This window comes from Streptomyces sp. NRRL B-1140 (genome assembly GCF_001280065.1).
Lineage (GTDB): Bacteria > Actinomycetota > Actinomycetes > Streptomycetales > Streptomycetaceae > Streptomyces.
On record NZ_LGEA01000001.1, the window covers coordinates 388,507 to 410,895 of the forward strand.

Consider the following 22,389-nt stretch of genomic DNA (forward strand, 5'->3'; position numbering starts at 1 on the left):
CCCGCCCCGGCCTGCACCGCGACCGGCGTGCGTGACAGTCACCCTCGCGCGAACGGTGCCAGACTGGATGGCGTGGCACAGGCGGATCGGCAGCCCACCCGGCGGCTGGAGCAGGTCATCATGGACCTGCTGGAGCGGCGTGCGCCCACTTCTTCCATCTGTCCTTCCGACGCGGCCCGGGAGGCCTACGAAGGCGACGACGAAGGCTGGCGGGCCTTGATGGAACCGGCCCGCCGAGCCGCCTGGCGTCTGGTGGCGGCCGGAAAGGTCGAGGTGACCCAGGCAGGCCGGCCCGTCGCGGAGTCCGAGGCGCGCGGCCCCCTCCGCATCCGACGCGCGGGCCGGTGACGGCCCGGTCGCACGTGATCCGGGCCGGTGACGGGCCGGCCGCACACGATCCGGACCGCTGTGGAACGATCCGGTCACCGGGCATCACCCGCAGGAATGGCCGCACCCTGTCGTGGCCGACCGGGGCGCGGTGCTCGGCGCACCTTGCCCCCGCCGACCGGAGGGTGCTACCCCGCCGTGCGGCTGGAGCTGCCGTGCGAAGGGACGCCGGGCCTCCCTCCGGGTTCTAGAGTCGAGGCGGACATCGGCGGGTGGCACGGACGAAGGTGAGGCGGAGAACACGTGATCCGAGTGGTGGTGGTGGACGACGAGGCGCTGGTCCGCTCGGGGTTCGGGCTCATCCTGAGCGCCTCCGACGACATCGAGGTCGTCGCCACCGCGAGCGGTGGTGAAGCAGTGGATACCGTCCGCCGCGAGCGGCCCGACGTGGTCCTGCTGGACATCCGGATGCCGGACGTCGACGGGCTCACCGTGCTGCGCGAGGTTCGTACGATGCCGGATGCTCCGGTCGTGGCGATGCTCACCACGTTCGACGCCGACGAGTACATCCTGACCGCGCTGCACTCGGGCGCGGCCGGTTTCCTGCTCAAGGACACCGAGCCGGAGCAACTCGCCCAACTGGTGCGCACTCTGGCCGCCGGCGGTGTGGTGCTCTCCCCGAAGGCGTCGCGGACCCTGCTGCACAGCCACCCCGGCACCCAGACGGCCGTCGACGAGGAGGCGGCCCGGGTGCGGCTCCTCACCGCCCGCGAGCGCGACGTGCTGCTGCTGGTGGCGGAGGGTCTGTCGAACGCCGACATCGGGGCCCGCCTCCACCTGGGTGCCGGCACGGTCAAGGATCACGTCAGCGCCATCCTCACCAAGCTCCGTGTGGCGAGCCGGGTGCAGGCCGCGCTGCTGGCGCAGCGTGCCGGTCTGCTCGGCGAGCACCCGCGGTCGGAGGCCGGCCGATGAGCCGTGCACGTGCCCTGTGGCAGCGGGTCCCAGCGCCGGTCGTCGACATCGCTGTGGTGGCGGTGGCGGCGGTGGACGTAGGCGTGGTGAGCATGTGGGGGCACACGCCTCTCGGGGTGGCACTGGCCTCGGTCGGCTGCGCCGCGTTGGCGTTCCGGCGCAGGTTCCCGCTCGGCGTCTTCCTGCTCACCCTGCCCATCGCTCTGATGCAGGACGTCGCCGTCGCTGTGCTGGTGGCGCTGTTCACGCTGGCCGAACGCTCCCGTAACCGCCCTCTCCTCGCGGTGTGCGTCGCCCTGGCCGCCGTCGCGAGCAGCACTCCGTGGCCTCTGGCCGAGGTCGACCGCACCATGACACTGGTCTTCTTCGTGTACGGCCTGGCGACGAGCGCCGCGCCGGTCCTCTGCGGCCAGCTTCTCCAGGCACAACGGGACTTGGCGCGGCGGCTGGCCGAGATCGAGGAGGCCAGGGAGCACGAGCGGACCCTGCACGCACAGGCCGTGCTCGCCCGCGAGCGCGCCCAGTTGGCCCGCGAGATGCATGACGTGGTCTCCCACCAGGTCAGCCTGATCGCCGTACGGGCCGGAGCCCTTCAGGTCGCCGCCAAGGACGCGGACGCCGAGGAGGCCGCCCGCACGATCCGTACGCTGAGCGTCACCACCCTCGACGAACTGCGCACCATGGTCACCCTGCTGCGCGCCTCCGGCGGCCACGCCACCGAGCTGACCCCTCAGCCCACCCTGGCCGACCTGCGCAAACTGGTGGAGTCCAGCGGCATCCACGCGGAGTTGTCGGGTGAGCTTCCGCCCGCCGTGGGCACCCCCGCGCAACGGGCCCTCTACCGTACGGTCCAGGAAGCGCTGACCAACGTCCGCAAGCACGCCCCCGGTGCCGGAGCACGCGTCGAGCTGTGGCAGGACGGCGAGGGCATCGGAGTGACCGTCACCAACTCCGCACCGACCCGCCCTTCCCTCTCCCTGCCCGGCTCCCGGCAGGGCCTGGTCGGTCTGCGCGAACGGGCCGACATCCTGCACGGCACCCTCGACGCGGGTCCGACCGCGGAGGGCGGCTACCGGGTACGGCTGCGGATTCCCCTCAGCGCGAGCTGACCCCCCTCACCCTGGTTCGTCGTCATGTCGCGGGCGTCAGGAGCTGGGTGGCCGCCAGTTGCGCGTACAGCCGGTCCAGGGTCACCAGTTCCTCGTGCGTGCCCACGGACCGGACGTGTCCCCCGTCCATGACGACGATCCGGTCGGCGCCCGTCACCGTCGACAGACGGTGCGCCACCACCAGCACGGTGGTCTCGCGGGCCACCTCCGTGATGGCGTCCCGCACCGCCCGCTCGTTGACGGCGTCGAGTTGCGACGTCGCCTCGTCCAGCAGAAGCAGCCTGGGCTTGCGAAGCAGGGCGCGGGCCAGGGCGATGCGCTGCCGCTCGCCGCCCGACAGCTTCGAGCCACGGTGTCCGACCGGGGTGTCCAGACCGTGGGGCAGGCGCTCGACGAGGGTGTCGAGTCGCGTCCGGGCCAGGGCGTCGCGGATGTCGTCGTCCGTCGCTCCGGGCGCCGCGAAGACCAGGTTCTCCCGCAGCGTGCCGGCGAGCACCGGCGCGTCCTGCTCCACATGGCCGATGACAGATCGCAACTCGGGCAGAGGCCAGTCCTGTACGTCCGTGCCGTCGACGAGGACCCGGCCGTCCGTGGCGTCGTAGAACCGCTCGATGAGCGCGAACACCGTCGACTTGCCCGCACCGGACGGTCCGACGAAGGCCGTCATGCCGGTGCGCGGCACGTCGAAGCTCACCTGCCGATGGGTGTACGGCAGGCCCGGGCGGTAACGGAAGGACACGTCCTCGAAGCGGACCGACACCGGACCCGGCACCGCTGCCGGCCGGGTGGGCCGGGCCTGCCCGGGCAGGGCCTGCCGCCGGGCGGTCGGTTCCGTCGCCAGGTGTTCCACCTGCGCGATCCGGGAGATCGCGGCCGCCCCCTCCTGATAAGAGGTCACGGCGTCGATCAGCTTGGACACCGGCTCGATCAGGTAGAAGAGGTACAGCAGGAAGGCGATGAGGGTCGACACGGGAATCTCCCCGGACGCCACCCGCGCCCCACCGACGCCGAGCACTGCCAGGAAGGCCAGCTGAACCGCGAGTTCGTCGGCCGAGCCGGCGACGGCCTCCCACTTCGCGCTCTTCACACCGTGCCGCCACGCCCGCTGTGCCGCCGCCTCCACCCGGGCGGTCTCCCGCTCCTCGGCACCGGACGCCTTCACCGTACGGAACGCCCCGAGCGCCCGTTCCAGCACGATCGAGATGTCCCCGACCGCCTCCTGCGACCGCTCGGTGGCCCGCGCGATCCTCGGCATCACCAGCATGACGGCCCCGCCGACCACCGCGACCACACCGAGCGTCACACCCAGCAGCACGACGTCCAGGTACGCCATCATCACGATCGCCGCCACGAAAGACACCGCTCCGGTGGCGGCGGAGACGACCGCGTGGGTGCTGACGGCCCGCAACAGCGTGGTGTCCGAGGTGACCCTGGACATCAGATCGCCCGGCGGTATCCGCTCCCACTCCGCGATCCGCAGCCGCATCAACCGCCCCGCCAGGGTGCGCCGCGCGGCCAGGACCACCGATTCCGCCGTCCGCTCCAGCACGTACGCGCCGAACGCCTCGACAGCGGTGCCCAGCAGCACCAGCACGGTGAGCGCGACAAGGATGCCGGCGATGGTCTCACCGGAGGCGAGCCGGTCCACCAGGGCCTTCGTGGCCAGTGGCTGCAGCAGTCCCCCGGCTGCCCCGGCCAGGGCACACAGCAGGCCCAGGGCGACGGCCCACCGGTGCGGCCGGACGTAGGCGCCCAGTGCCTTGACCGTCTCCCGGACGGACGGGGACGTCTCATCCGTCGTCAGGGCGGATGCGGTGTTCACGAAGTTCCTTTCCTCTGCGGTCTGCCGGGCACGGCATGGGCGGTCCGGCGCACCGCGGGTGTGATCAGGTGTCGGCTCACCACGGGCGTGAGCAGGTGCCGGCTAGCCGGCGAATACGGCCGCCCTCGCGGCGAGGGCGTGCGCCAGCCCTTCGGGGAACTCGGGGCGCAGGACGAACAGAACGAACGCACCCGCCGCCACCGTCAGGCCGAGGAACTCCAGGAGTTCGCCCCTGCCCGGGACGGCGTCACGGTCCGGTACGTCGACCGGTGTTCCCAGGAAGCCCTCGCGGTCGTTGCGTCGCGCACGATGTGTCATGCCTCCAGCCTCTGAGCCCGTTTGCCCCGCGCCCATCCGGCACCTGTCGGGTGCACCCCCGCCGAGTGGCTGGAGAGGACAGCCGTCCGGTCGCACCGGGCCGGGCCGGAGAGGAGACTCCGCCGACCGGCAGGGCGGTCCCCGCCGATCGGCGGGGGGACCCACCCCGGCCCCCGGGAGGGCCCCCCCCCCGGGGTGGTGGGAAAGGCCAGCCGCCCGGTCCCACCGGGCCGGGCGGGGGAGGACCTCCCGCCGACCGGGAGGGCGGTCCCCGCCGATCGGCGGGGACACCACCGACGGCTGCCGGATGGTCCCCCGCACGGCGCCCACGCGAGGTTGTCCGTATGACACAGACACAGCCGCCACAGGCGACGCAGGCTCCGCAGGAGAACTCGCCTTCGCCGCCCCGCACTTCGCCCGAGTCCGCCGTGCCGGACTCGCCCGGTCCGTCGATGGGCCGCCTCGTCGGGGTGGATCTGGCCCGCGCGCTGGCGGTGTTCGGCATGTACGTCGTGCACATCGGTCCCCCGCTGTCGGCCACGACCGGCGTCGCCTCCTGGATCCGGTACGTGGCGGACGGTCATTCATCGGTCCTGTTCGCCACCCTCGCCGGGTTCTCGCTGATGCTGCTCGCCGGCCGCCGTGAGCCGAAGACCGGCGTGGCCGGCCGGCAGGCGAAGGCCCGCATCGCGATCCGCGCCGTGGTCCTGCTGGCGCTGGGCACCGTGATGGCGATGGAGTACGGGGGCGTGATCATCCTCGGCTTCTACGGGGTCTACTTCCTGCTGGCCCTGCCCCTGGTGCGCCTGCGTGCCAGGACGCTCGCGATCATCGCGGCGGCTCTGGCCCTCGTCACACCGCAGCTGGCGTTCGCCCTGAACGCGCTGCTGACGCCGTCGGTCCAGCAGAGCATCAACGCCTACGACCCGCTCCACCGCCTCAGCGACGTAGGACTGCTCGATCTGCTGCTCACCGGTTTCTACCCGGCGCTCACGTGGATGTCGTTCGTGACGGCGGGCATGGCGCTGGGCCGCCTGGACCTGTCCTCCGGCACCGTCCGGCGGCGCCTGGCCGCGCTGGGTGCCTCCCTCACCGTGGCCGCGTACGGCATGTCGCTGCTGCTCGCCGGCAAGGGCGCGTTGCGGAGCATGGCGGAGGACGGGTCGTCGTCCGCGAGCTCCGGTTCGATGCCCCCGGACAGCGGGTCGGTGTCTCTCGACGGTGGGTCGTTCCCCGACCTGCCGGCGTCGTCACTGCTGACGGCGGGGCCGCACAGCGGCACCACGTTCGACATCATCGGCAGTGTCGGAGTCGCGATCCTCGTGATCGTGGGCGCGACGGCGCTGATGGACCGCCTGCCGCGTCTGCGCCGCCTGGCGAAGCCGGTCATCGCCGTGGGCACCATGTCGCTGACGGCCTACGTCGGCCACTTCCTCGCACAGTCCGCGCTGTCCCTGTCGGCCGGGACCGACACCCAGCGATCATGGGGACCGCTGCTCATGTTCGTCCTCGGAGCCACCCTGTTCGCCGCGATCTGGTCCCGCTTCTTCCGCCGCGGCCCTCTGGAATACCTGCTCAACACCGCCACCAGGCCGGCGAAGCACATCCGATGAAACCGGACCGGGGTGGAACGGCTTGACACTCCGCCCCGGCCTGGACGATGGCAAAGAGCTCGAGTGGTCCTGCGGCCCGACCAGGAACTCGTGTGCATCGGGTTCCGCTTGGACGCGGGAGCACCTGGCGTGAATACACCCGGCGCATACCCCACTGGCCGGCCCGGTGCTCCCATATATGACGTGACGTCAGGGGCGTGAGCCGGACGAAACCCGCAAGTAGCCAAGTCTTCCGTGTCGCGAGACTAGACAGGAGCAACGTCCGTATCCGTTAATCCATCCCATGTATCACTCAAGAGGGTTGATCGAACCGAGACCCCGACGCATGAGCACGTGACGGCGTCGCACCCGACCGACCGACCACCCGACCTGTGAGCGCACGCACCGAAGACCAAGCAGTCACCTTCCCCCCACCGAAGGGTGCGAGATGTCTTCCTCCGTCAGCAGACGGCGTCTCCTGCAAGCAGCCGGGGCCACGGCCGCCGCCGCTGCCACCGGTTCCTTCACCGGCGCAGCGCCTGCCCGAGCGGCCGCCCCTCCCGCGAGGCCCGATATCGGGGTGTCCGCGCATCCCTTCGCCCTCGGCCAGGTCCGGCTGACCGCGAGCCGCTGGCTGGACAACCAGGACCGAACGCGCAACTACCTTCGGTTCGTCGATGTCGACCGGCTGCTGTACAACTTCCGCGCCAATCACCGCCTGTCCACCAACGGCGCGACGGCGAACGGCGGTTGGGACGCGCCGACGTTCCCCTTCCGCACTCACGCCCAGGGGCACTTCCTCACCGCGTGGGCACAGCTCTACGCGGTCACCGGGGACACCGTCTGCCGGGACAAGGCAACCCATATGGTCGCGGAGTTGGCCGCGTGCCAGGCCAACAACAGTGCCGCCGGTTTCGGCGCCGGGTATCTCTCCGGCTACCCCGAGTCCGACTTCACCGCCCTCGAGCAGCGCACCCTGAGCAACGGCAACGTGCCGTACTACACCATCCACAAGACCCTGGCCGGCCTGCTGGACGTGTGGCGCCTCATCGGCAGCACACAAGCCCGTGACGTCCTGCTCTCCTTGGCGGGGTGGGTCGACCGGCGCACCGGCCGGCTGAGCGGTCAGCAGATGCAGGCCATGCTGCAGACGGAGTTCGGCGGCATGAACACGGTGCTGACCGATCTCTATCAGCAGACGGGCGAGGCGCGGTGGCTCACCGTCGCCCAACGGTTCGATCACGCCGCGGTGCTCGACCCTCTGGCGGCCGGCCAGGACCGGCTCAGCGGACTGCACGCCAACACGCAGGTGCCCAAGTGGATCGGGGCCGCCCGGGAGTTCAAGGCCACCGGCACCCCTCGGTACCGGGACATCGCCACCCATGCCTGGAACTTCTGCGTCGGCAACCACACTTATGCCATCGGCGGCAACAGCCAGGCGGAGCACTTCCGCGCCCCGAACGCCATCGCCGGCTACCTGAACAAGGACACGTGCGAAAGCTGCAACACCTTCAACATGCTCACCCTCACCCGGGAGCTGTTCGCGCTGGACCCGAATCGGGCCGCCCTGTTCGACTACTACGAGCAGGCGTGGCTGAACCAGATGATCGGCCAGCAGAACCCGGCAGACGACCACGGCCACGTCACCTACTTCACCCCGCTCGATCCTGGAGGCCGGCGCGGTGTCGGCCCGGCGTGGGGCGGCGGCACCTGGAGCACCGACTACGGCACCTTCTGGTGCTGCCAGGGCACCGGCCTGGAGATGCACACCAGGCTGATGGACTCGATCTACTTCCACAGTGACACCACGCTGATCGTGAACCTGTTCGTGCCCTCGGTGCTCACCTGGCCGGAGCGCGGCATCACCGTCACCCAGACGACGGCCTATCCCGTGAGCGACACCACGGCCCTGCGGGTCACCGGGGACGCCGGCGGAACCTGGGCGATGCGCATACGCATCCCGAGCTGGACCTCCGGGGCCACCGTCAGCGTCAACGGCGCGGCGCAGAACATCACCACCACGCCCGGCGGCTACGCCACCTTGACCCGCTCCTGGACCTCCGGCGACACGGTCACCGTCCGTCTGCCCATGCGGGTCGTCATGCGAGCGGCGAACGACGACGCGAACGTCGCCGCGATCACCTACGGCCCGGTGGTCCTTTCCGGCAACTACGGCGACTCCGCGCTCAACTCCCTTCCGAGGCTCGACCCTTCCTCGATCAGACGGACCGGCGGCACATCGCTCGCCTTCACCGCCACCGCCAACGGATCCACCGTCGCCCTGGGCCCGTTCCACGACGCGCACGGCCACAACTACACCGTCTACTGGAACACCGGCGGTACCGGCACCGTCCGTCTCGCCAACGTGGGCAGCGGTCTCGTGCTGGGCATTCAGAACATGTCCACGGCCGACGGTGGCCGCGCTCTCCAGTGGAACGACTCGGGGACCGCCGACCACGACTGGCACATGATCCCCGACGGAAACGGGTTCCGCTTCCGCAACGCCCACAGCGGCAAGGTGCTCGGTGTCCAGGACATGTCCACGGCGGACGGCGCGACCGTCCTGCAGTGGGCGGACAACGGCACCGCCGACCATCGTTGGACGCTGCTCGACCAGGGCGACGGCTCCTACAAGATCCGCAACGTGCACAGTGGCAAGTTGCTCGCCATCGCGAACAACTCCGCCGCCGTCGGCGCGTTCGCGGTGCAGGATCCGGACGACGGCACCGCCGACAACCGCTGGCGCATCGTGCGGAACTGACGCCTCCAGGGGAAGCACATTGTGATCACTCTCCCCACTCCCCCGCGCGACACTTCGACCATTGTTCGTCATCTCGAACACCGCTCACTCAAGGAATGAGATCCCCATGCGCAGACGTGGTTCAAGCCTCAGGCATCTGTCTGTGGTGCTCGCGGCCCTGGTCGCTGCGGCGGCGACACTCGTCGCCAACCCGGCTCAGGCGGCCACCAGCGGCGCGTTGCGCGGCACCGGTTCCGGCCGGTGTCTCGACGTGCCGAACGCCGGCCAGACGGACGGCACGAATCTGCAGATCTGGGACTGCACGGGCGGGACCAACCAGCAGTGGACACTGACGGACGACGGCCGGCTGACCGTGTACGGCACCAAGTGCCTGGATGTGCCCGGCCACGCCACCACGGCCGGTACGCGGGTGCAGATCTGGGCCTGCCACGGCGATGCGAACCAGCAGTGGCGGGTGAACTCCGACGGCACGATCGTCGGAGTGGAGTCCGGGCTCTGCCTGGACGTCAGCGGCGGCGCCACGGGCAACGGCACGGCGGTGCAGCTCTGGAACTGCAACGGCGGCAGCAACCAGAAGTGGACGGGTCTGTCCGCGCCGCCGGGCGACACGTGTGCTCTTCCGTCGGCGTACCGGTGGACCTCGACCGGCCCGTTGGCTCAGCCGTCGAACGGCTGGGTCGCGCTGAAGGACTTCACCACCGTGCCGTACAACGGCAAGCAGCTGGTCTACGCGACCACCTCCGACGGGTCGTCGTGGGGCACGATGGCGTTCCGTCCCTTCACGAACTGGTCGGACATGGCGACGGCCACCCAGACCGGGATGAGCCCGGGCTTGGCGGTGGCGCCCAAACTGTTCTACTTCGCGCCCAAGAACATCTGGGTGCTGACGTCCAACGGGTGGGGTACCGCCTGGCCCTTCACCTACCGCACGTCCAGCGACCCCACCAACCCCAACGGCTGGTCCGCCCCGCAGCCGCTGTTCACCGGCGGCCTCCCCGAAAGCGGCCCGATCGACCCGACCATGATCGCCGACGACCAGAACATGTACATGTTCTTCGCCGACGACAACGGCAAGATCTACAAGTCGACGATGCCGATCGGGAACTTCCCGGGCAGCTTCGGCTCGTCGTACACCACGGTCATGAGCGACACGAAGGAGAAGCTGTTCGAGGCGCCGGAGGTCTACAAGGTCAAGGGCCAGAACCAGTACCTGATGATCGTCGAAGCGATGGGCGCGAACGGCCGCTATTTCCGCTCCTTCACCGCCTCCAGCCTGAACGGCCCGTGGACCGTGCAGGCCGGCAGCGAGAGCAGTCCCTTCGCCGGCAAGGCCAACAGCGGTGCCACCTGGACCAACGACATCAGCCACGGTGACCTGGTGCGCACCAACGCCGACCAGACCATGACCGTCGACCCCTGCAACCTGCAGTTCCTCTACCAGGGCAGGACCCCCGCCTCGGACGGCACGGACTACCTGAAACTGCCGTACCGGCCGGGTCTTCTCACTCTGCGACGCTGATCCGAGGTCCACGGAATACGCCAGCCATCGCGGGGCCGCAGGCGGTAGCGCCCGCGGCCCCGCTCGGGTGTCGAGGTCAGGACGGGTCGCCGTACTGCAGGCCGCGTCCGTTGGTGCCGACGTAGACGCGGCCATAGGCGTCGGGATCGCCGGTGATGACGCCGCCGATGGCGCCCCACTGATGGGCCTTGTCGTTGACGCGGAGCCAGGTGGCGCCCTTGTCGGTGGAGCGGAAGACGCCCGTGACGTCCTTGACGGTGCCGATCAGGTACAGGGCCTGGTAGCGGGCGCCCGGCTTGGCCTTGCCGAAGCCGAGGGCGGAGGCGGACCGCACCGTCTTGAGCGTGGTGAAGGTGCGACCGCCGTCGGTGGAGTGCAGCAGCCCCTTGGTGCTGCCGGCGATCCACACCGAGCGGGCTTTTGAATTGCCCGCTATGCCCAGCACCTTGCCGCTGTTGCGGTTCACCAGCTCGTAGTAGCCGTCACCGGTGGGCCGCAGCCTCCACTGCTGGTTGGCGGTGTTCTCGTCGGGCCACTGCTGGATGCGGGTGCCGTCGGCGGTGGAGAAGCCGTCGACGTCCAGCACCTTGCCGCTGCGCACGGAAACCAGCCGGTAGCAGGCATCGCCGTCGACCGTCGCGGCCTGCGAGTCCTCCTGCGCGAACAGGAGGTACGGCACGAGGACGGCGGGCACACCGAGCACCAGACCAGTGGCGGTCCGACGGCGGCGGTGACGCCCACGGCGCCCACCGTCCGTGAGGTGGTTCATGGGGAGGCGTTCTCCTTGCATGCTGTACACACGGAAATCCGGATACCGGCCACCGAACTGGCCGGATCCGATTCCTTGTGGTCACAGGCTGCGCAAAGGGTTGCCCAGATCCCCGGAGCAGGGGGTCATCCGGCGGTCAGAGTGGTCCACTTCTGGTTGGAGCCGCCGTTGCAGTCCCACAGGTGGAGTTGCGTGGCGTCGGCCGTGGAGGAGCCCGGAACGTCGAGGCAGCGGCCCGAAGCGGGGTTTCGGTAGCCGCCGTTGTAGGGCTGCCATACCTGGTTGGCGCCGCCGTGACAGGACCAGAGCTGCACCTTGGTTCCGTTCGCGGTGCCATAGCCGGCGGCGTCGAGGCACTTGCCCATGGAGCGCAGCGTGCCGTCGGTGTAGGCGGACCACAACTGGTTGGCACCGCCGCCACAGCTCCACGTCTGGACGGCGGTCCCGTCGGCTGTGGCGGCGCCTTTGACGTCCATGCACTTGCCGGCGATGCCGGACTGCACGCGTGCGGGGGCTGGGGCGGGGTTCTTCAGCCATCCGGCGCTGTCCGCGGCCCGGACGCCCCGGTGGAAGGCGTCGGCCATCTTCTGGTAGCCCGAGTCGTTGGGGTGCAGGGGGTCGGCCAGGTCGGCCGTGGTGAGGCTGCTCATGTCGACGTGGGCGACGTGTTTGCCCGCCGCTTGTGCGTCGCTGACGATCTGGCGGGTGGCCTGGTTGTACGCGCCCCGGAACCGCTCCTCGGAGCTGCTGGTCGACACGACCAGGGAGGCGACGAGGACCGTGGCGTCGGGGACGTCGGCGGTGATCTGGTTGACCAGCGACTTCAGCCGGGCGATGGCGGTGTCGACCTCGGAGGCCCCCTGGAGGTCGTTGGTGCCGATGTGCAGCGTGACGACATTGGGCCGGTAGCGGGTGAGCGAGGCGTCGGCGAGTGCGGCGATCTGGTCGATGCGGTACCCCGAGTGGCCCTCGTTGTCGGGATCGGACATCGAACCGGCCCGTCCGGTGCCCACGAAGTCCAGCGGGTGGCCGTCCGCAGCGAGTCTGTCCCACAACGCCGCCCGGTAGCCGTTGCCCGTACTGCTTCCCACACCCCAGGTGATGGAGTCGCCCAACGGCATGACCCGCAAAGGCGTGTCGGGGGCGGCGGAGGCGGGGGTCACACCTGCCGCTGTCAGCCCGAGCACGGCGGAGACGAGCGTGACCAGGGGGAGGATGCGGGACTTTTTCATGGAGTTCCTTCTCTTCGGCGAGTGATTGTTGTCCAGCGGGCCGACCGCCGCCCGGCGGGCATCGGGGTGCGGTGCGTCACGGCGATCCGCTCGGCGTGCGGATCGCCGAACACGAGCGGCGCCGTGCCGGCCCGCCTCCACCGCTGCGGTGGCGAACGCCGTGGGGACGAGGAAGCCTTTGCGGCTTTGGTCCGGAGCAGGCGGAGGCGGCATTCGGCGTCATCGCGTCAACCCTTCTTGGCGCATCAGGACACCCGGCGGAGGGCCGTCGGCTGCGGTGTCGTGACCGGAATCGGCAGAGCTGAAAGCAGACATCCCATTACTGCTGCGTGATGCACCGTCGAAGCGCTTCGACGTTGCTGGGAGGTTAAGTGAGGGCCTGAGAGCACACAAGGGCGCACTCGAAGATTACTCAAAGATGCAACAACCGCGCCCCTGCGCTCTGCTCAACGCATCGAGGGCGATCTCTTGACACTGCCCCGGACCTCTGACGAGCATCGAAGCGCTTCACTTTCCTTCTCCGGCCACCTCGGGGGAATCTCATGCGTCTGCCCACGCGCCGCACCCACCACCGTCGTTGCGCGGCCGCGACGACGCCTGCCGAAGCGCGTCGACAACCCTCCGTCGCGGCTCCGCCTCGCCGGAAAGATGGGATCCCTGCACCAGCTCACGCCCGCCTTCGATCGCCTGAGCGTCGACGGGGCACACGCCGGCCAGGAGCGTGTTCACTTCACCGCCGCCACGACGCGGTGCGGCGTCCCGGGCCCTCGTCAGAGCCGGCCGCCCTCGCCCATATCCGCCGGGCCTGATGCCAGAGCCCGGAGCGACCCACCGCCGGACCGGGCCGATCCCGGCCGCGCCGGATCCAGGAAGGACAGCGTCATGTCCCCGAAGTCCAGGAAGAGAACCGTCAAGGATGTGCTGGCCGCCCTGCTTTTGGGGATCTCGCCGCTGATCGCGGCGCTCGTACTGACGGGCAGCTCTGCCACCACCGCGTCGGCCGCGTCGGCCGCGTCACTGAAGGAGGTGACGGACTTCGGCAGCAACCCGGGCAACCTGCGGATGTACACCTACGTGCCCGACAGCGCCCCGGCACGCCCGGCGGTGCTGGTGGCGGTGCACTATTGCACCGGCACGGGGCCCGCCTTCCACTCCGGCACGGAGTTCGCCCGCCTTGCCGACCAGTACGGGTTCATCGTCGTCTACCCGGACGCGAACGTCAGCGGGCAGTGCTTCGACGTCTCCTCGCCCCAGGCGCTCAAGCATGACGGGGGCAGTGATCCCATGAGCATCGCCTCGATGGTCCGGTACACCGTGCGGAACATGAACGCCGACGCCGACCGGGTCTACGTCACCGGTGCCTCGTCCGGCGCGATGACGACCAATGTCATGCTCGGCGCGTACCCCGACTTGTTCAAGGCGGGTGCGGCGTTCATGGGCGTGCCGTTCGGCTGTTTCGCCACCACCGACGGCTCCGGCTGGAACAGCGCCTGCGCCACCGGCCAGATCACCAGGACCCCGCAGGCGTGGGGCGACCTCGTCCGGGCCGCCTACCCCGGGTACACCGGCCCGCGGCCGCGGATGCAGCTGTGGCACGGCACCGAGGACGAAGCGCTGCACTACGCGAACTTCGGTGAAGAGATCAAGCAGTGGACCGATGTGCTCGGGGTGAGCCGGACACCGGCCCGCACCGACTCCCCGCAGACCGGCTGGACCCGCACCCGCTACGGCTCCACCACCGCACAGGCACCGGTCGAGGCGATCAGCGTCCAGGGTGTGGGACACGCCCTGCCCTCCAGCGGTATGGCGGCCCGGGCCATTGCCTTCTTCGGACTCGACGGCTCGGGCGGCTCCGGAGGCACCACAGGTCCTGTCCACGCCACCGGTTCGGGCAAGTGCCTGGACGTCCCCGGCTTTACGCAGACCAATGGCGCCCAGACGCAGATCTGGGACTGCAACGGCCAGACGAACCAGTCCTGGACCAGTACGCCGGCCAAGCAGCTCACCGTCTACGGCGGTGCGAAGTGCCTCGACGCGACCGGCACCGCGGCCGGTGCGAAAGTCGCGATCTGGGACTGCAACGGCGGCACCAACCAGCAATGGAACCTCAACCCCAACGGCACCATCACCGGCGTCCGGTCAGGCCTGTGCCTGGATGTGGCCGGTGCCTCCACCGCCAACGGCGCACCGGTCACACTGTGGGACTGCAACGGCGGCACCAACCAGCAGTGGCGCTTCGGCTGACACCACCGCCCCGAGGCTGAGGAGAGCTTCATTTCCCGGTCGGTGAGTGACACATTCGGTCGGTGTGCTGGTCAGGGCCCGGTAGCCGACCCGGGCGGGCTGTGGCTCAGGCGTCGATGACGACGGGGATGATGAGGGGCTTGCGGCGGTGGGTGCGGAACGCCCAGTTCGCCACGGCACGGGCGATGAGCTGTTCGAGCTGCCGCGCGTCCCCGACGCCTTCCTCGGCCGCGGTGCCCAGGGCCTTCTCGATGACGGGGATGACCGGTTCGAAGGTGGCGTCGTCATGGACGAAGCCGCGTGCCAGGAAGTCGGGGGCCTCGGTGAGGGTACCGGTGTCCGCGTCGACGATCGCCACCACCGTGACGACGCCTTCCTCCGCGAGGGTGAGGCGGTCCTTGAGGGACGCTTCGGTGGCGCCGCCGACTGCCATGCCGTCCACGTAGACGTTGCCGGCGGGGACCTTGCCGGTGATGGACGCGCGCCCGCCGACGAGGTCGACGACGACGCCGTCCTCGGCGATGACGACCCGGTCGGGGTCGACGCCGGTACGGATGGCGAGGTCGCCGTTGGCCCGCAGGTGGCGCCATTCACCGTGCACCGGCATGACGTTGCGCGGTTTGACGATGTTGTAGCAGTAGACGAGTTCGCCGGCGCTCGCGTGCCCTGAGACGTGCACCTTGGCGTTGCCCTTGTGCACCACGTGGGCACCCCACCGGGTGAGTCCGTTGATCACCCGGTAGATGGCGTTCTCGTTGCCGGGGATGAGGGAGCTGGCGAGCAGGACGGTGTCGCCCTCGCCAATGCGGATCATGTGGTCGCGGTTGGCCATCCGCGACAGCGCGGCCATCGGTTCGCCCTGCGAGCCGGTGCACACCAAGGTCACCTTGTGGTCCGGGAGCTTCTCCAGCTCCTTCGTGCTCACGACCAGACCGGAGGGGACCTTCAGATAGCCCAGATCACGGGCGATGCCCATGTTGCGGACCATCGACCGGCCGACGAAGGCGACCTTGCGGCCGTGCTGGTGGGCGGCGTCCAGGACCTGCTGGATGCGGTGCACATGGCTGGCGAAGCTGGAGACGATGACCCGACGCGGCGCGGTGCGCATCACCTGCTCGATCGCCGGGTTCAGCTCACGCTCGGAGGTGGTGAAGCCGGGTACTTCGGCATTGGTGGAGTCGGTGAGGAACAGGTCCACGCCCTCCTCGCCGAGGCGGGCGAAGGCGCGCAGATCGGTGATGCGGTCGTCGAGGGGGAACTGGTCCATCTTGAAGTCGCCGGTGTGCAGCACCATCCCGGCCTGGGTGCGGATCGCGACCGCGAGGCTGTCGGGGATGGAGTGGTTGACCGCCACGAACTCACAGTCGAAGGGCCCGAAACCGCGCCGGTCGCCCTCCCGCACCCGAACGGTGCGCGGCCGGATGCCGTGCTCCTTGAGCTTGGCCTCCAGGAACGCCAGTGTCAGCTTGGAGCCGACAACGGGAATGTCGGACCGCTCGCGCAACAAATACGGCACGCCGCCGATGTGGTCCTCGTGGCCGTGGGTGAGTACCACGGCCACGACATCGTCCAGCCGGTCCCGGATGGAGGTGAAGTCCGGCAGGATCACATCCACACCGGGCTGCGTCTCCTCGGGGAACAGCACGCCGCAGTCCACGATGAGCAACTTGCCGGCGTGCTCGAAGACGGTCATGTTGCGGCCGATCTCACCCAGACCGCCCAGGGCGATGACCCGCAGCCCTCCCTTGGGAAGGGGCGGGGCGGCTTTCAGTTCGGGGTGCGGATGGCTCATGCCTTCACGGTACCCGGAGAGTGGGACGGCATGATCCATCGCCCGTGCGGTCTCTTCCGCCCGGCAGTCCGGGGCACCCACACCTGCTGCGCCTCCGAAGAAGCTGTCACGGGCAGCTCTCACCAGGACCGGGATGGTCGCCGATGACGCAGTCGCCGCGCATATGCCCCCCTGCCCCGGAGTACGGCACCGGGCGATCCGTGTGCGCCTGTCCGGACCAGTGGTGCCACTGCCCGAGCGCCCGGACGGGACGACGCATAGAATTCGCTCTCATGCCGAAGCCTGACGATCTGATCGTTGACATCGCTGCCCTCGTGGAGTCCGGGCAAAGCAATCAGATGTCCCTGACAGTGGTCACCGGTGGTGCTGTCATCACCGGCCGCCTGGCTCCCGAAGCCGTATGGCGGCAGAGGGTGTCGGAGGTGCTGACGGACTCCGCGCACCTGGGCGATTTCTCCGCCGTCTTCGACACCCCCGCGAAGAAGGACGGGCCGCCCACACATCTGCACTTCCACGTCGCGCGGATCCTGCAGGGCACGGTGGGGATCCCGGAGACGGGCGGGATGTACCGCATCGCGATCGAGGACGTCAGCGCCTGGACCGTGGGCGACTTCAGCTACTCGGACCACTGACGCACCACCGCGCCGGGAGCGGGCGGCACGCAATGAGGGCTCTACCGGCGTGCCGGTAGAGCCCTGTGTTCTGTGTTCGGCTCCGCGTGTCCCGCCGGTCAGCCGCGCGGGGGTGCCGTGCGTCACGGAAGCCCGCTGCGCAAGTGCGGCCTCGGGAAGGGCGGCGCGACAGCCGGATCGAGCGCCTCGCACACCTCCAGCACGTCCTGGGCGTACTCGACGGCAGCTCGTTCCGGCCGGTTGTTCCGGACGGCGTCCGCAGGCGGACTGTGCGGTCCCCGGCATCGCTTCCGCGGACCACGCCTCACGGCCTGGGAGCGCCGCGCACCCTCGGATGACGAGACGCATATCGAGTGACCCACCTGGAAGCCACGGCCGTCGCGCCTTGCCCTGTGTGACTGACGATGACGTAGGCGCTCCCATCATCCCAGGTCAGCGGGAACTTCCTCGCATGTCATCGTCTACGGCACGACTGTCACGCGGTGGATCGGTGCCGTGGGAGGGGCGGCGGAATTTAGTGGTCGGTAATTCAGCCTTTAGACCGCCCTGCTTGTATGCACTGGTCAATCACCTTCCACAGTAGGAGGTCCATGTGCCTGCGCAGCCCACGCGCGACCAAGTCGAGCGGTTCGTCGTCGAGACCCTGGTGGACTGCGGCGCCGAGCGGGACGAGATCCACACGGACGCCACATTCGACGAGCTGGAGATCGATTCCCTGGACCTGGTGGACCTTGGCCAGTCGGTGAGCAAAGAGTTCCAGATCAAGCTTCGCCCCAAGGATCTGGACGATGTGAAGTCCGTGGGTGAGGCGCTGGACGTCATCTGCGCTGTCGCCGGAGCTAAGTGAGCCGCCGTATCGCCGTCACCGGAACCGGTGCGGTGACGGCACTCGGTAACGGTGCGGACGTCCTGCACGCCAGGGTGGTCGCCGGTCACAGTGGGCTGGCCGACGGTGTGGGGCGCTGCCGTGAATTCGTGCCCGAGCATGCGCTCAACCGCAAGGAGAAGCGCCGGACCGATCGTTGTACCCAACTGGCCATGGCCGCCTGCCAGGAAGCGATGGCACAGGCGGGGTGGACCGAGCAGATGCCATACGACGGAGGGCGAGTGGCGTGTGTCGTCGGCACCGGGATCGGCGGCTTCCACACCCTCAGGACTCAGCTGGACGTCCTGCGCGAGGACGGTCCGGACGCGGTGTCGGGGCTGACCATCCCGATGATGATGGCCAACGCCACTCCGGCACAGCTCTCGTTGAAGTACGGTTTCCGGGGCGAGAGTTGGACAGTGATGTCGGCCTGCGCCGCGGGGGCCCAGGCTATCGGCTCCGGGGTACGGCTGATCCGCGCCGGCGAGGCTGACGCCGCGGTGGTTGGCGGCACCGAGGCCGGGCTTTCGGAATTCATGCATGCCGCGTTTCTGAACGCGGGAGCGCTCTCGCCGACCGGTACGTCCACACCGTTCGCCAAGGACCGCGACGGCTTCATCATGGGCGAGGGAGCCGGGATCCTGGTCCTGGAGGACCTGGAGTCGGCTGAGCGCCGCGGCGCCACGGTGCTTGCCGAGCTCGTCGGCTACGGCTCCACCACCGACGCCCACCACGTCACGGCGCCGGAGCCCTCCGGGACCACCGCGGCCCTTGCGGTGCGCAAGGCGCTCGACGACGCGGGACTGGCACCGAGCGACATCGGCTACATCAACGCTCACGGTACCGGCACGGTACTGAACGACCTGGCGGAGGCCACGGCGATGGCGTCCGTACTCGGAGACGAGCTGAGCCGTATCCCGATGTCCTCGACGAAGGCATCGATCGGACATCTGCTGGGTGCCGCGGGCGCCGTGGAGGCGGTCGCCGCAGTGCAGGCGCTGCGCCATCGGGTGGTGCCGCCGACGGTGGGCCTTGCCGATCCGGACCCGCAGCTCGACGGCGTCCGCCACGTGTTGAAGGCGTGTGCGCTGGAAAAGCCGGTCGCCCTGTCCACGTCCTTCGGCTTCGGCGGCCATAACGCGGTTCTCGTCCTGAAGGGGGGCACGCCGTGCTGAACACGGAACGCACCGTTCCGTGCTCCTGGGTACACAAGCGGGCCGTGGAACAGGTGTTCGTCACCAGCGTCGCCGAGCAGGACGGGCGGCTGCTCGCCATGGCACAACTGCCTCGCACGCACCGGCTCTACAACGACGTCCCTTGCGACGGACCCGAGGCGTGGCACGACCTTCTGCTGCTCGGCGAAGTCGCACGGCAGTCCTCCGAGGCGATCGCGCATCAGCTGATGGGTGTACCGCTGGACCGCCAGTTCGTCATCGGTCTCATGAAGATCGCGGTCCTCGACAGAAAGGCCATGACCGCGGGTCCTGCGAGCGAGGACGTGCTCGTCGAGTTGGTGGTGCACAAAGCGAAGAGACGCCCGGACGGAACGCTCCGACAGCTGCGAGCCTCCGTGACATGCCGGCTGAAAGGTGTTCCCGCCGCCGAGTTCAGCGGGACGCTGATGCTGGTCGAGCAGGCCTCCTACCGAGCACTGCGCGAGGGCGCCGGACCGGCAGTGGTCAGCCCGGGTGGCGTGCGGCCGAGTCCGGCCGAGGTCGGTCGTACCGACCCGCGCAACGTCGTGATCAGCGATCTGCGCCGTGAGGGCACGGAACTGACAGCCCGTCTTGATGCCAATGTCCACGACCCGGTCTTCTTCGACCACGAACTCGACCACTACCCCGCGATGCTTCTCGGGGAAGGCGCCCGCCAGGCCGCGTTGGCCGCGTTTCCCGGCGCCAGGACCATCACCTCATACACCTTCGCATTCGAAAGGTTCGCCGAGTTCGGAACCCCGGTGACCTATCGGGTCACCCCCCGCGAAGACTCTGTCGCCCTGGAGATCGTGCAGGGCGAGGAGATCATCGCCACCGGCAAGATCATCACCGATTGAGGAGTGACCGTGCCTGCTGAGCCCTATTACCTGGGTGACAACCCGTCCAAGCCCGTGCCGTTCGACGGTGTGATCACCGCGTCGCACTACGTCGTTCCGCTCTTCGCGACCATGGACTGGGACCAGGTCCCGCGGGAGAAGGTCGTCGAGAACATCGCCGGCCTGCAGGATCCGGGCGGCAATCTCAACGACGAGATCATGATGTACATCCACGTCCCGTACTGCAAAAGCTTCTGCCACTACTGCAACTTCAACCGCTTTCACTACCCCAAGCAGGACTCGGAGCGGCTGGAGAAGTACACGGACTACCTGATCAAGGAAATCGACTGGTACATGCGCCAGCCGTATGTCCAGGCGCGCAAGTTCACCGGCATCTACATCGGCGGCGGAAGCCCGTCGACGCTGCCCACCTCGGCCATCGAGCGGCTCAGCTCACACCTCGCCAAGGTCATACCGAACTACGACTCCATCGAGAAGAGCTTCACTGGCGAGCCCCGCACTCTGCGTCGGCCCGGCCTGCTCGAAGTGCTCAGGGACCAGGGCTGGGACCGCATCACGTTCGGCGTGGAGACCCTCAACCCGGAGATCCACCGCAAGATCGGCCGCCTGGACACCCGCGAGGACGTCGATGCGATCTTCGACCGGATGCGGGATCTCAACTACAAGGCCGACACGTGCGTCGACATGATGTACGACCTGCCCGGGCAGTCGCTGTTCGGCTTCCAGGACGAGCTGACCGAGTTGGTGGACAGCTACGACCCCACCGAGATCGACCTGTTCACGACGATCTACCTGCCCTATCGGCCGCTGCACAAGATGATCCTGGACGGGCGGGTCGCCCAGCCGGGCAGCCCGTGGCAGTTGCTGGCGATGCGTGAGCACCTCTACGACTTCCTGTCCGAGAAGGGCTACCACAACACGATCGCGGAGACCTGGTCCAAGCGCAATGAGCGGAGCCAGTACCAGACCGCGCACTGTGCACGGCAGGACATCATCGGCATCGGCTGCGCGGCCCGCGGCAACGTCAAGGACATGGTGTCCATCAACCCGGAGAAGGTCGACGACTGGCAGAAGAACGTCGACGAGCACGGTGCCTCCACCGAGACCCTTCAGTCCATCGGGTACGAGGGCGTACTCGACCGGATCATGGTCATGTTCCCGCGCTACAAGCACCTCGACAAGTCGCTGCTCGGCGACTTCGGGGAGAAGGTCGATTCGGAGGTCTTCGAGCGGGTGCTGAACGTCATCGACGGGCACCTGGAGAACGGCACCGTCGAGGACGAAGGCGATCACTTCCGCGTCACCAAGCTCGGTGTCATCTGGCACGGCAATCTGCAGACGGACTACCTGCGCCACGCACTCAACACCGAGGGCGAGGTCCTCATCGAACACCTCACGGAGGCGAAGGAGGACTTCGACAGGGAGGACCGCTTCGGGATCAACGAGCAGACGACGTTCATCAAGGAGAACGACGACCTGTATCCCAAGCTCATGAAGTGAGGCGAGGATGAGGGAGATCACTGTCAGTGTCCCGTCGACGGGCGGTGCGCAACTCGTGCTGAAACTGTGGCGCGGCGATCGTGTCGATGCCCCGGTGGCGCTCGTGGTGCCGGCGATGGGAGCGCGGGGTGCCTTCTACGGGCCGCTCGCGAAGCGGCTGCACGCCACCGGGCTGCACGCCGCCGTACTCGACCTGAGAGGCCAGGGCGAGTCGACTCCGCGGCCTCGCCGCGGGGTGGGCGCGGGCTATCGCGAACTGGCCGAGGACGATCTCCCTGCTGCCGTCAGGGCCCTGCGCACCGAACTTCCACAGGCGCCCGTCGTACTCGTCGGGCACAGTCTCGGCGGTCAAGTCGCCCTGCTCGCAGCGGCCGCGGTCCCGATGGACGGCGTGCGCGCCGTGGTGCTTGTTGCCTCGGGCTCGGTGTGGTGGCGCGGCTTCGGTGCCCTGCACGGGGTCCGGAATCTGGTCGGCGGTCAGCTCTTCGCCGTCGCCGCCACCCTGCTCGGCCACTGGCCGGGAGACAAGCTGGGCTTCGGAGGGCGCCAGTATCCAGGTGTGATGCGTGACTGGGCCCGCCAGGGGCGCAGCGGCCGCTACCGCCTGGAAAACAGCGACATCGACTACGAGGCGGCGCTGGCGGGCCTCGAGCTTCCGGTGCTCGCCATCGATGTGGAGCACGATGTGCTTGCTCCGCCCGGAGCCGTGCAACACCTGCTCGGCAAACTCCCCGCCGCGACCGTGGACCGCTGGACATTCACGGACGACATGGCCGGGGGCAAGAGGCTGGATCACTTCCGCTGGGTCCGGCACAGTGAGGCACTCGCCGCACACATCGAGGACTGGACCGGCAAGACGCTCGAAGGAGGCGGCTGACA

The 22,389-nt window shown here is 69.0% G+C and carries 18 protein-coding genes; 13 read left to right on the plus strand and 5 right to left on the minus strand.

Annotation, left to right across the window (positions count from 1 at the left end):
• Positions 1 to 72: 72 nt before the first annotated feature.
• The 3 genes from ADK65_RS36685 to ADK65_RS01675 all read left to right on the plus strand — a co-directional run bounded on the left by ADK65_RS36685 (position 73) and on the right by ADK65_RS01675 (position 2,411).
• Entirely contained in the window at positions 73 to 348 is a 276-nt protein-coding gene (locus ADK65_RS36685; RefSeq protein ID WP_234352765.1) for a DUF3253 domain-containing protein, read from the plus strand.
• A 294-nt stretch (positions 349 to 642) separates the two neighbouring features.
• Entirely contained in the window at positions 643 to 1,302 is a 660-nt protein-coding gene (locus ADK65_RS01670) for a response regulator (RefSeq protein ID WP_053668012.1), read from the plus strand.
• The gene (locus ADK65_RS01675) at positions 1,299 to 2,411 is read left to right on the plus strand and encodes a sensor histidine kinase (RefSeq protein ID WP_053667944.1); all 1,113 of its coding nucleotides are present in this window, start codon (positions 1,299 to 1,301) and stop codon (positions 2,409 to 2,411) included. The genes ADK65_RS01670 and ADK65_RS01675 overlap by 4 nt, the downstream gene beginning before the upstream one ends.
• 22 nt (positions 2,412 to 2,433) lie before the next feature.
• Here the strand turns inward: ADK65_RS01675 and ADK65_RS01680 are convergent, their stop codons facing one another.
• Positions 2,434 to 4,233: an ABC transporter ATP-binding protein gene (locus tag ADK65_RS01680; RefSeq protein ID WP_053667945.1), complete on the minus strand. Its 1,800-nt coding sequence runs from the start codon at positions 4,231 to 4,233 to the stop codon at positions 2,434 to 2,436.
• Between the two features lie 102 nt (positions 4,234 to 4,335).
• Positions 4,336 to 4,551, minus strand: coding sequence for a hypothetical protein (locus ADK65_RS01685; RefSeq protein WP_053667946.1), 216 nt, complete (start codon positions 4,549 to 4,551; stop codon positions 4,336 to 4,338).
• Between the two features lie 344 nt (positions 4,552 to 4,895).
• On the opposite strand from ADK65_RS01685, the gene ADK65_RS01690 reads away from it, so the two are divergent.
• From ADK65_RS01690 to ADK65_RS01700, 3 genes are all read left to right on the plus strand, one after another.
• Entirely contained in the window at positions 4,896 to 6,164 is a 1,269-nt protein-coding gene (locus ADK65_RS01690; protein WP_199825550.1) for a DUF418 domain-containing protein, read from the plus strand.
• Positions 6,165 to 6,591: 427 nt separating this feature from the next.
• Positions 6,592 to 8,904, plus strand: a complete 2,313-nt coding sequence (locus tag ADK65_RS01695) for a beta-L-arabinofuranosidase domain-containing protein (RefSeq protein WP_053667947.1) — start codon at positions 6,592 to 6,594, stop codon at positions 8,902 to 8,904.
• Between the two features lie 106 nt (positions 8,905 to 9,010).
• A complete protein-coding gene (locus ADK65_RS01700) occupies positions 9,011 to 10,423 on the plus strand; it encodes a non-reducing end alpha-L-arabinofuranosidase family hydrolase (protein WP_053667948.1) in 1,413 nt (470 codons plus the stop codon).
• 76 nt (positions 10,424 to 10,499) lie between these two features.
• Here the strand turns inward: ADK65_RS01700 and ADK65_RS39550 are convergent, their stop codons facing one another.
• Together ADK65_RS39550 and ADK65_RS01710 are read right to left on the minus strand one after the other, a co-directional pair.
• A complete protein-coding gene (locus tag ADK65_RS39550; RefSeq protein WP_053667949.1) occupies positions 10,500 to 11,192 on the minus strand; it encodes an RICIN domain-containing protein in 693 nt (230 codons plus the stop codon).
• 125 nt (positions 11,193 to 11,317) lie between these two features.
• A complete protein-coding gene (locus ADK65_RS01710; protein WP_053667950.1) occupies positions 11,318 to 12,424 on the minus strand; it encodes a ricin-type beta-trefoil lectin domain protein in 1,107 nt (368 codons plus the stop codon).
• Between the two features lie 882 nt (positions 12,425 to 13,306).
• Here ADK65_RS01710 and ADK65_RS01715 point away from each other — a divergent pair.
• Entirely contained in the window at positions 13,307 to 14,668 is a 1,362-nt protein-coding gene (locus tag ADK65_RS01715) for a PHB depolymerase family esterase (RefSeq protein ID WP_053667951.1), read from the plus strand.
• A 106-nt stretch (positions 14,669 to 14,774) separates the two neighbouring features.
• On the opposite strand, the gene ADK65_RS01720 is transcribed toward ADK65_RS01715, so the two are convergent.
• Positions 14,775 to 16,460, minus strand: coding sequence for a ribonuclease J (locus ADK65_RS01720; RefSeq protein WP_053667952.1), 1,686 nt, complete (start codon positions 16,458 to 16,460; stop codon positions 14,775 to 14,777).
• A gap of 272 nt (positions 16,461 to 16,732) precedes the next feature.
• Here ADK65_RS01720 and ADK65_RS01725 point away from each other — a divergent pair, with 272 nt between their 5' ends.
• The 6 genes from ADK65_RS01725 (at position 16,733) to ADK65_RS01750 (ending at position 22,387) form a co-directional block, all read left to right on the plus strand.
• Positions 16,733 to 17,092: a hypothetical protein gene (locus tag ADK65_RS01725; RefSeq protein ID WP_053667953.1), complete on the plus strand. Its 360-nt coding sequence runs from the start codon at positions 16,733 to 16,735 to the stop codon at positions 17,090 to 17,092.
• 592 nt (positions 17,093 to 17,684) lie between these two features.
• Entirely contained in the window at positions 17,685 to 17,939 is a 255-nt protein-coding gene (locus ADK65_RS01730) for an acyl carrier protein (RefSeq protein ID WP_053667954.1), read from the plus strand.
• Entirely contained in the window at positions 17,936 to 19,132 is a 1,197-nt protein-coding gene (locus tag ADK65_RS01735) for a beta-ketoacyl-[acyl-carrier-protein] synthase family protein (protein WP_053667955.1), read from the plus strand. Before ADK65_RS01730 ends, ADK65_RS01735 begins: the two co-directional genes overlap by 4 nt.
• Entirely contained in the window at positions 19,126 to 20,010 is an 885-nt protein-coding gene (locus ADK65_RS01740; protein WP_053667956.1) for an AfsA-related hotdog domain-containing protein, read from the plus strand. Before ADK65_RS01735 ends, ADK65_RS01740 begins: the two co-directional genes overlap by 7 nt.
• Before the next feature lie 9 nt (positions 20,011 to 20,019).
• On the plus strand, positions 20,020 to 21,510 hold the full coding sequence (locus ADK65_RS01745) for a coproporphyrinogen-III oxidase family protein (protein ID WP_053667957.1): 1,491 nt from the start codon (positions 20,020 to 20,022) through the stop codon (positions 21,508 to 21,510).
• Positions 21,511 to 21,517: 7 nt separating this feature from the next.
• The gene (locus tag ADK65_RS01750; protein WP_053667958.1) at positions 21,518 to 22,387 is read left to right on the plus strand and encodes an alpha/beta fold hydrolase; all 870 of its coding nucleotides are present in this window, start codon (positions 21,518 to 21,520) and stop codon (positions 22,385 to 22,387) included.
• Positions 22,388 to 22,389: the final 2 nt, after the last annotated feature.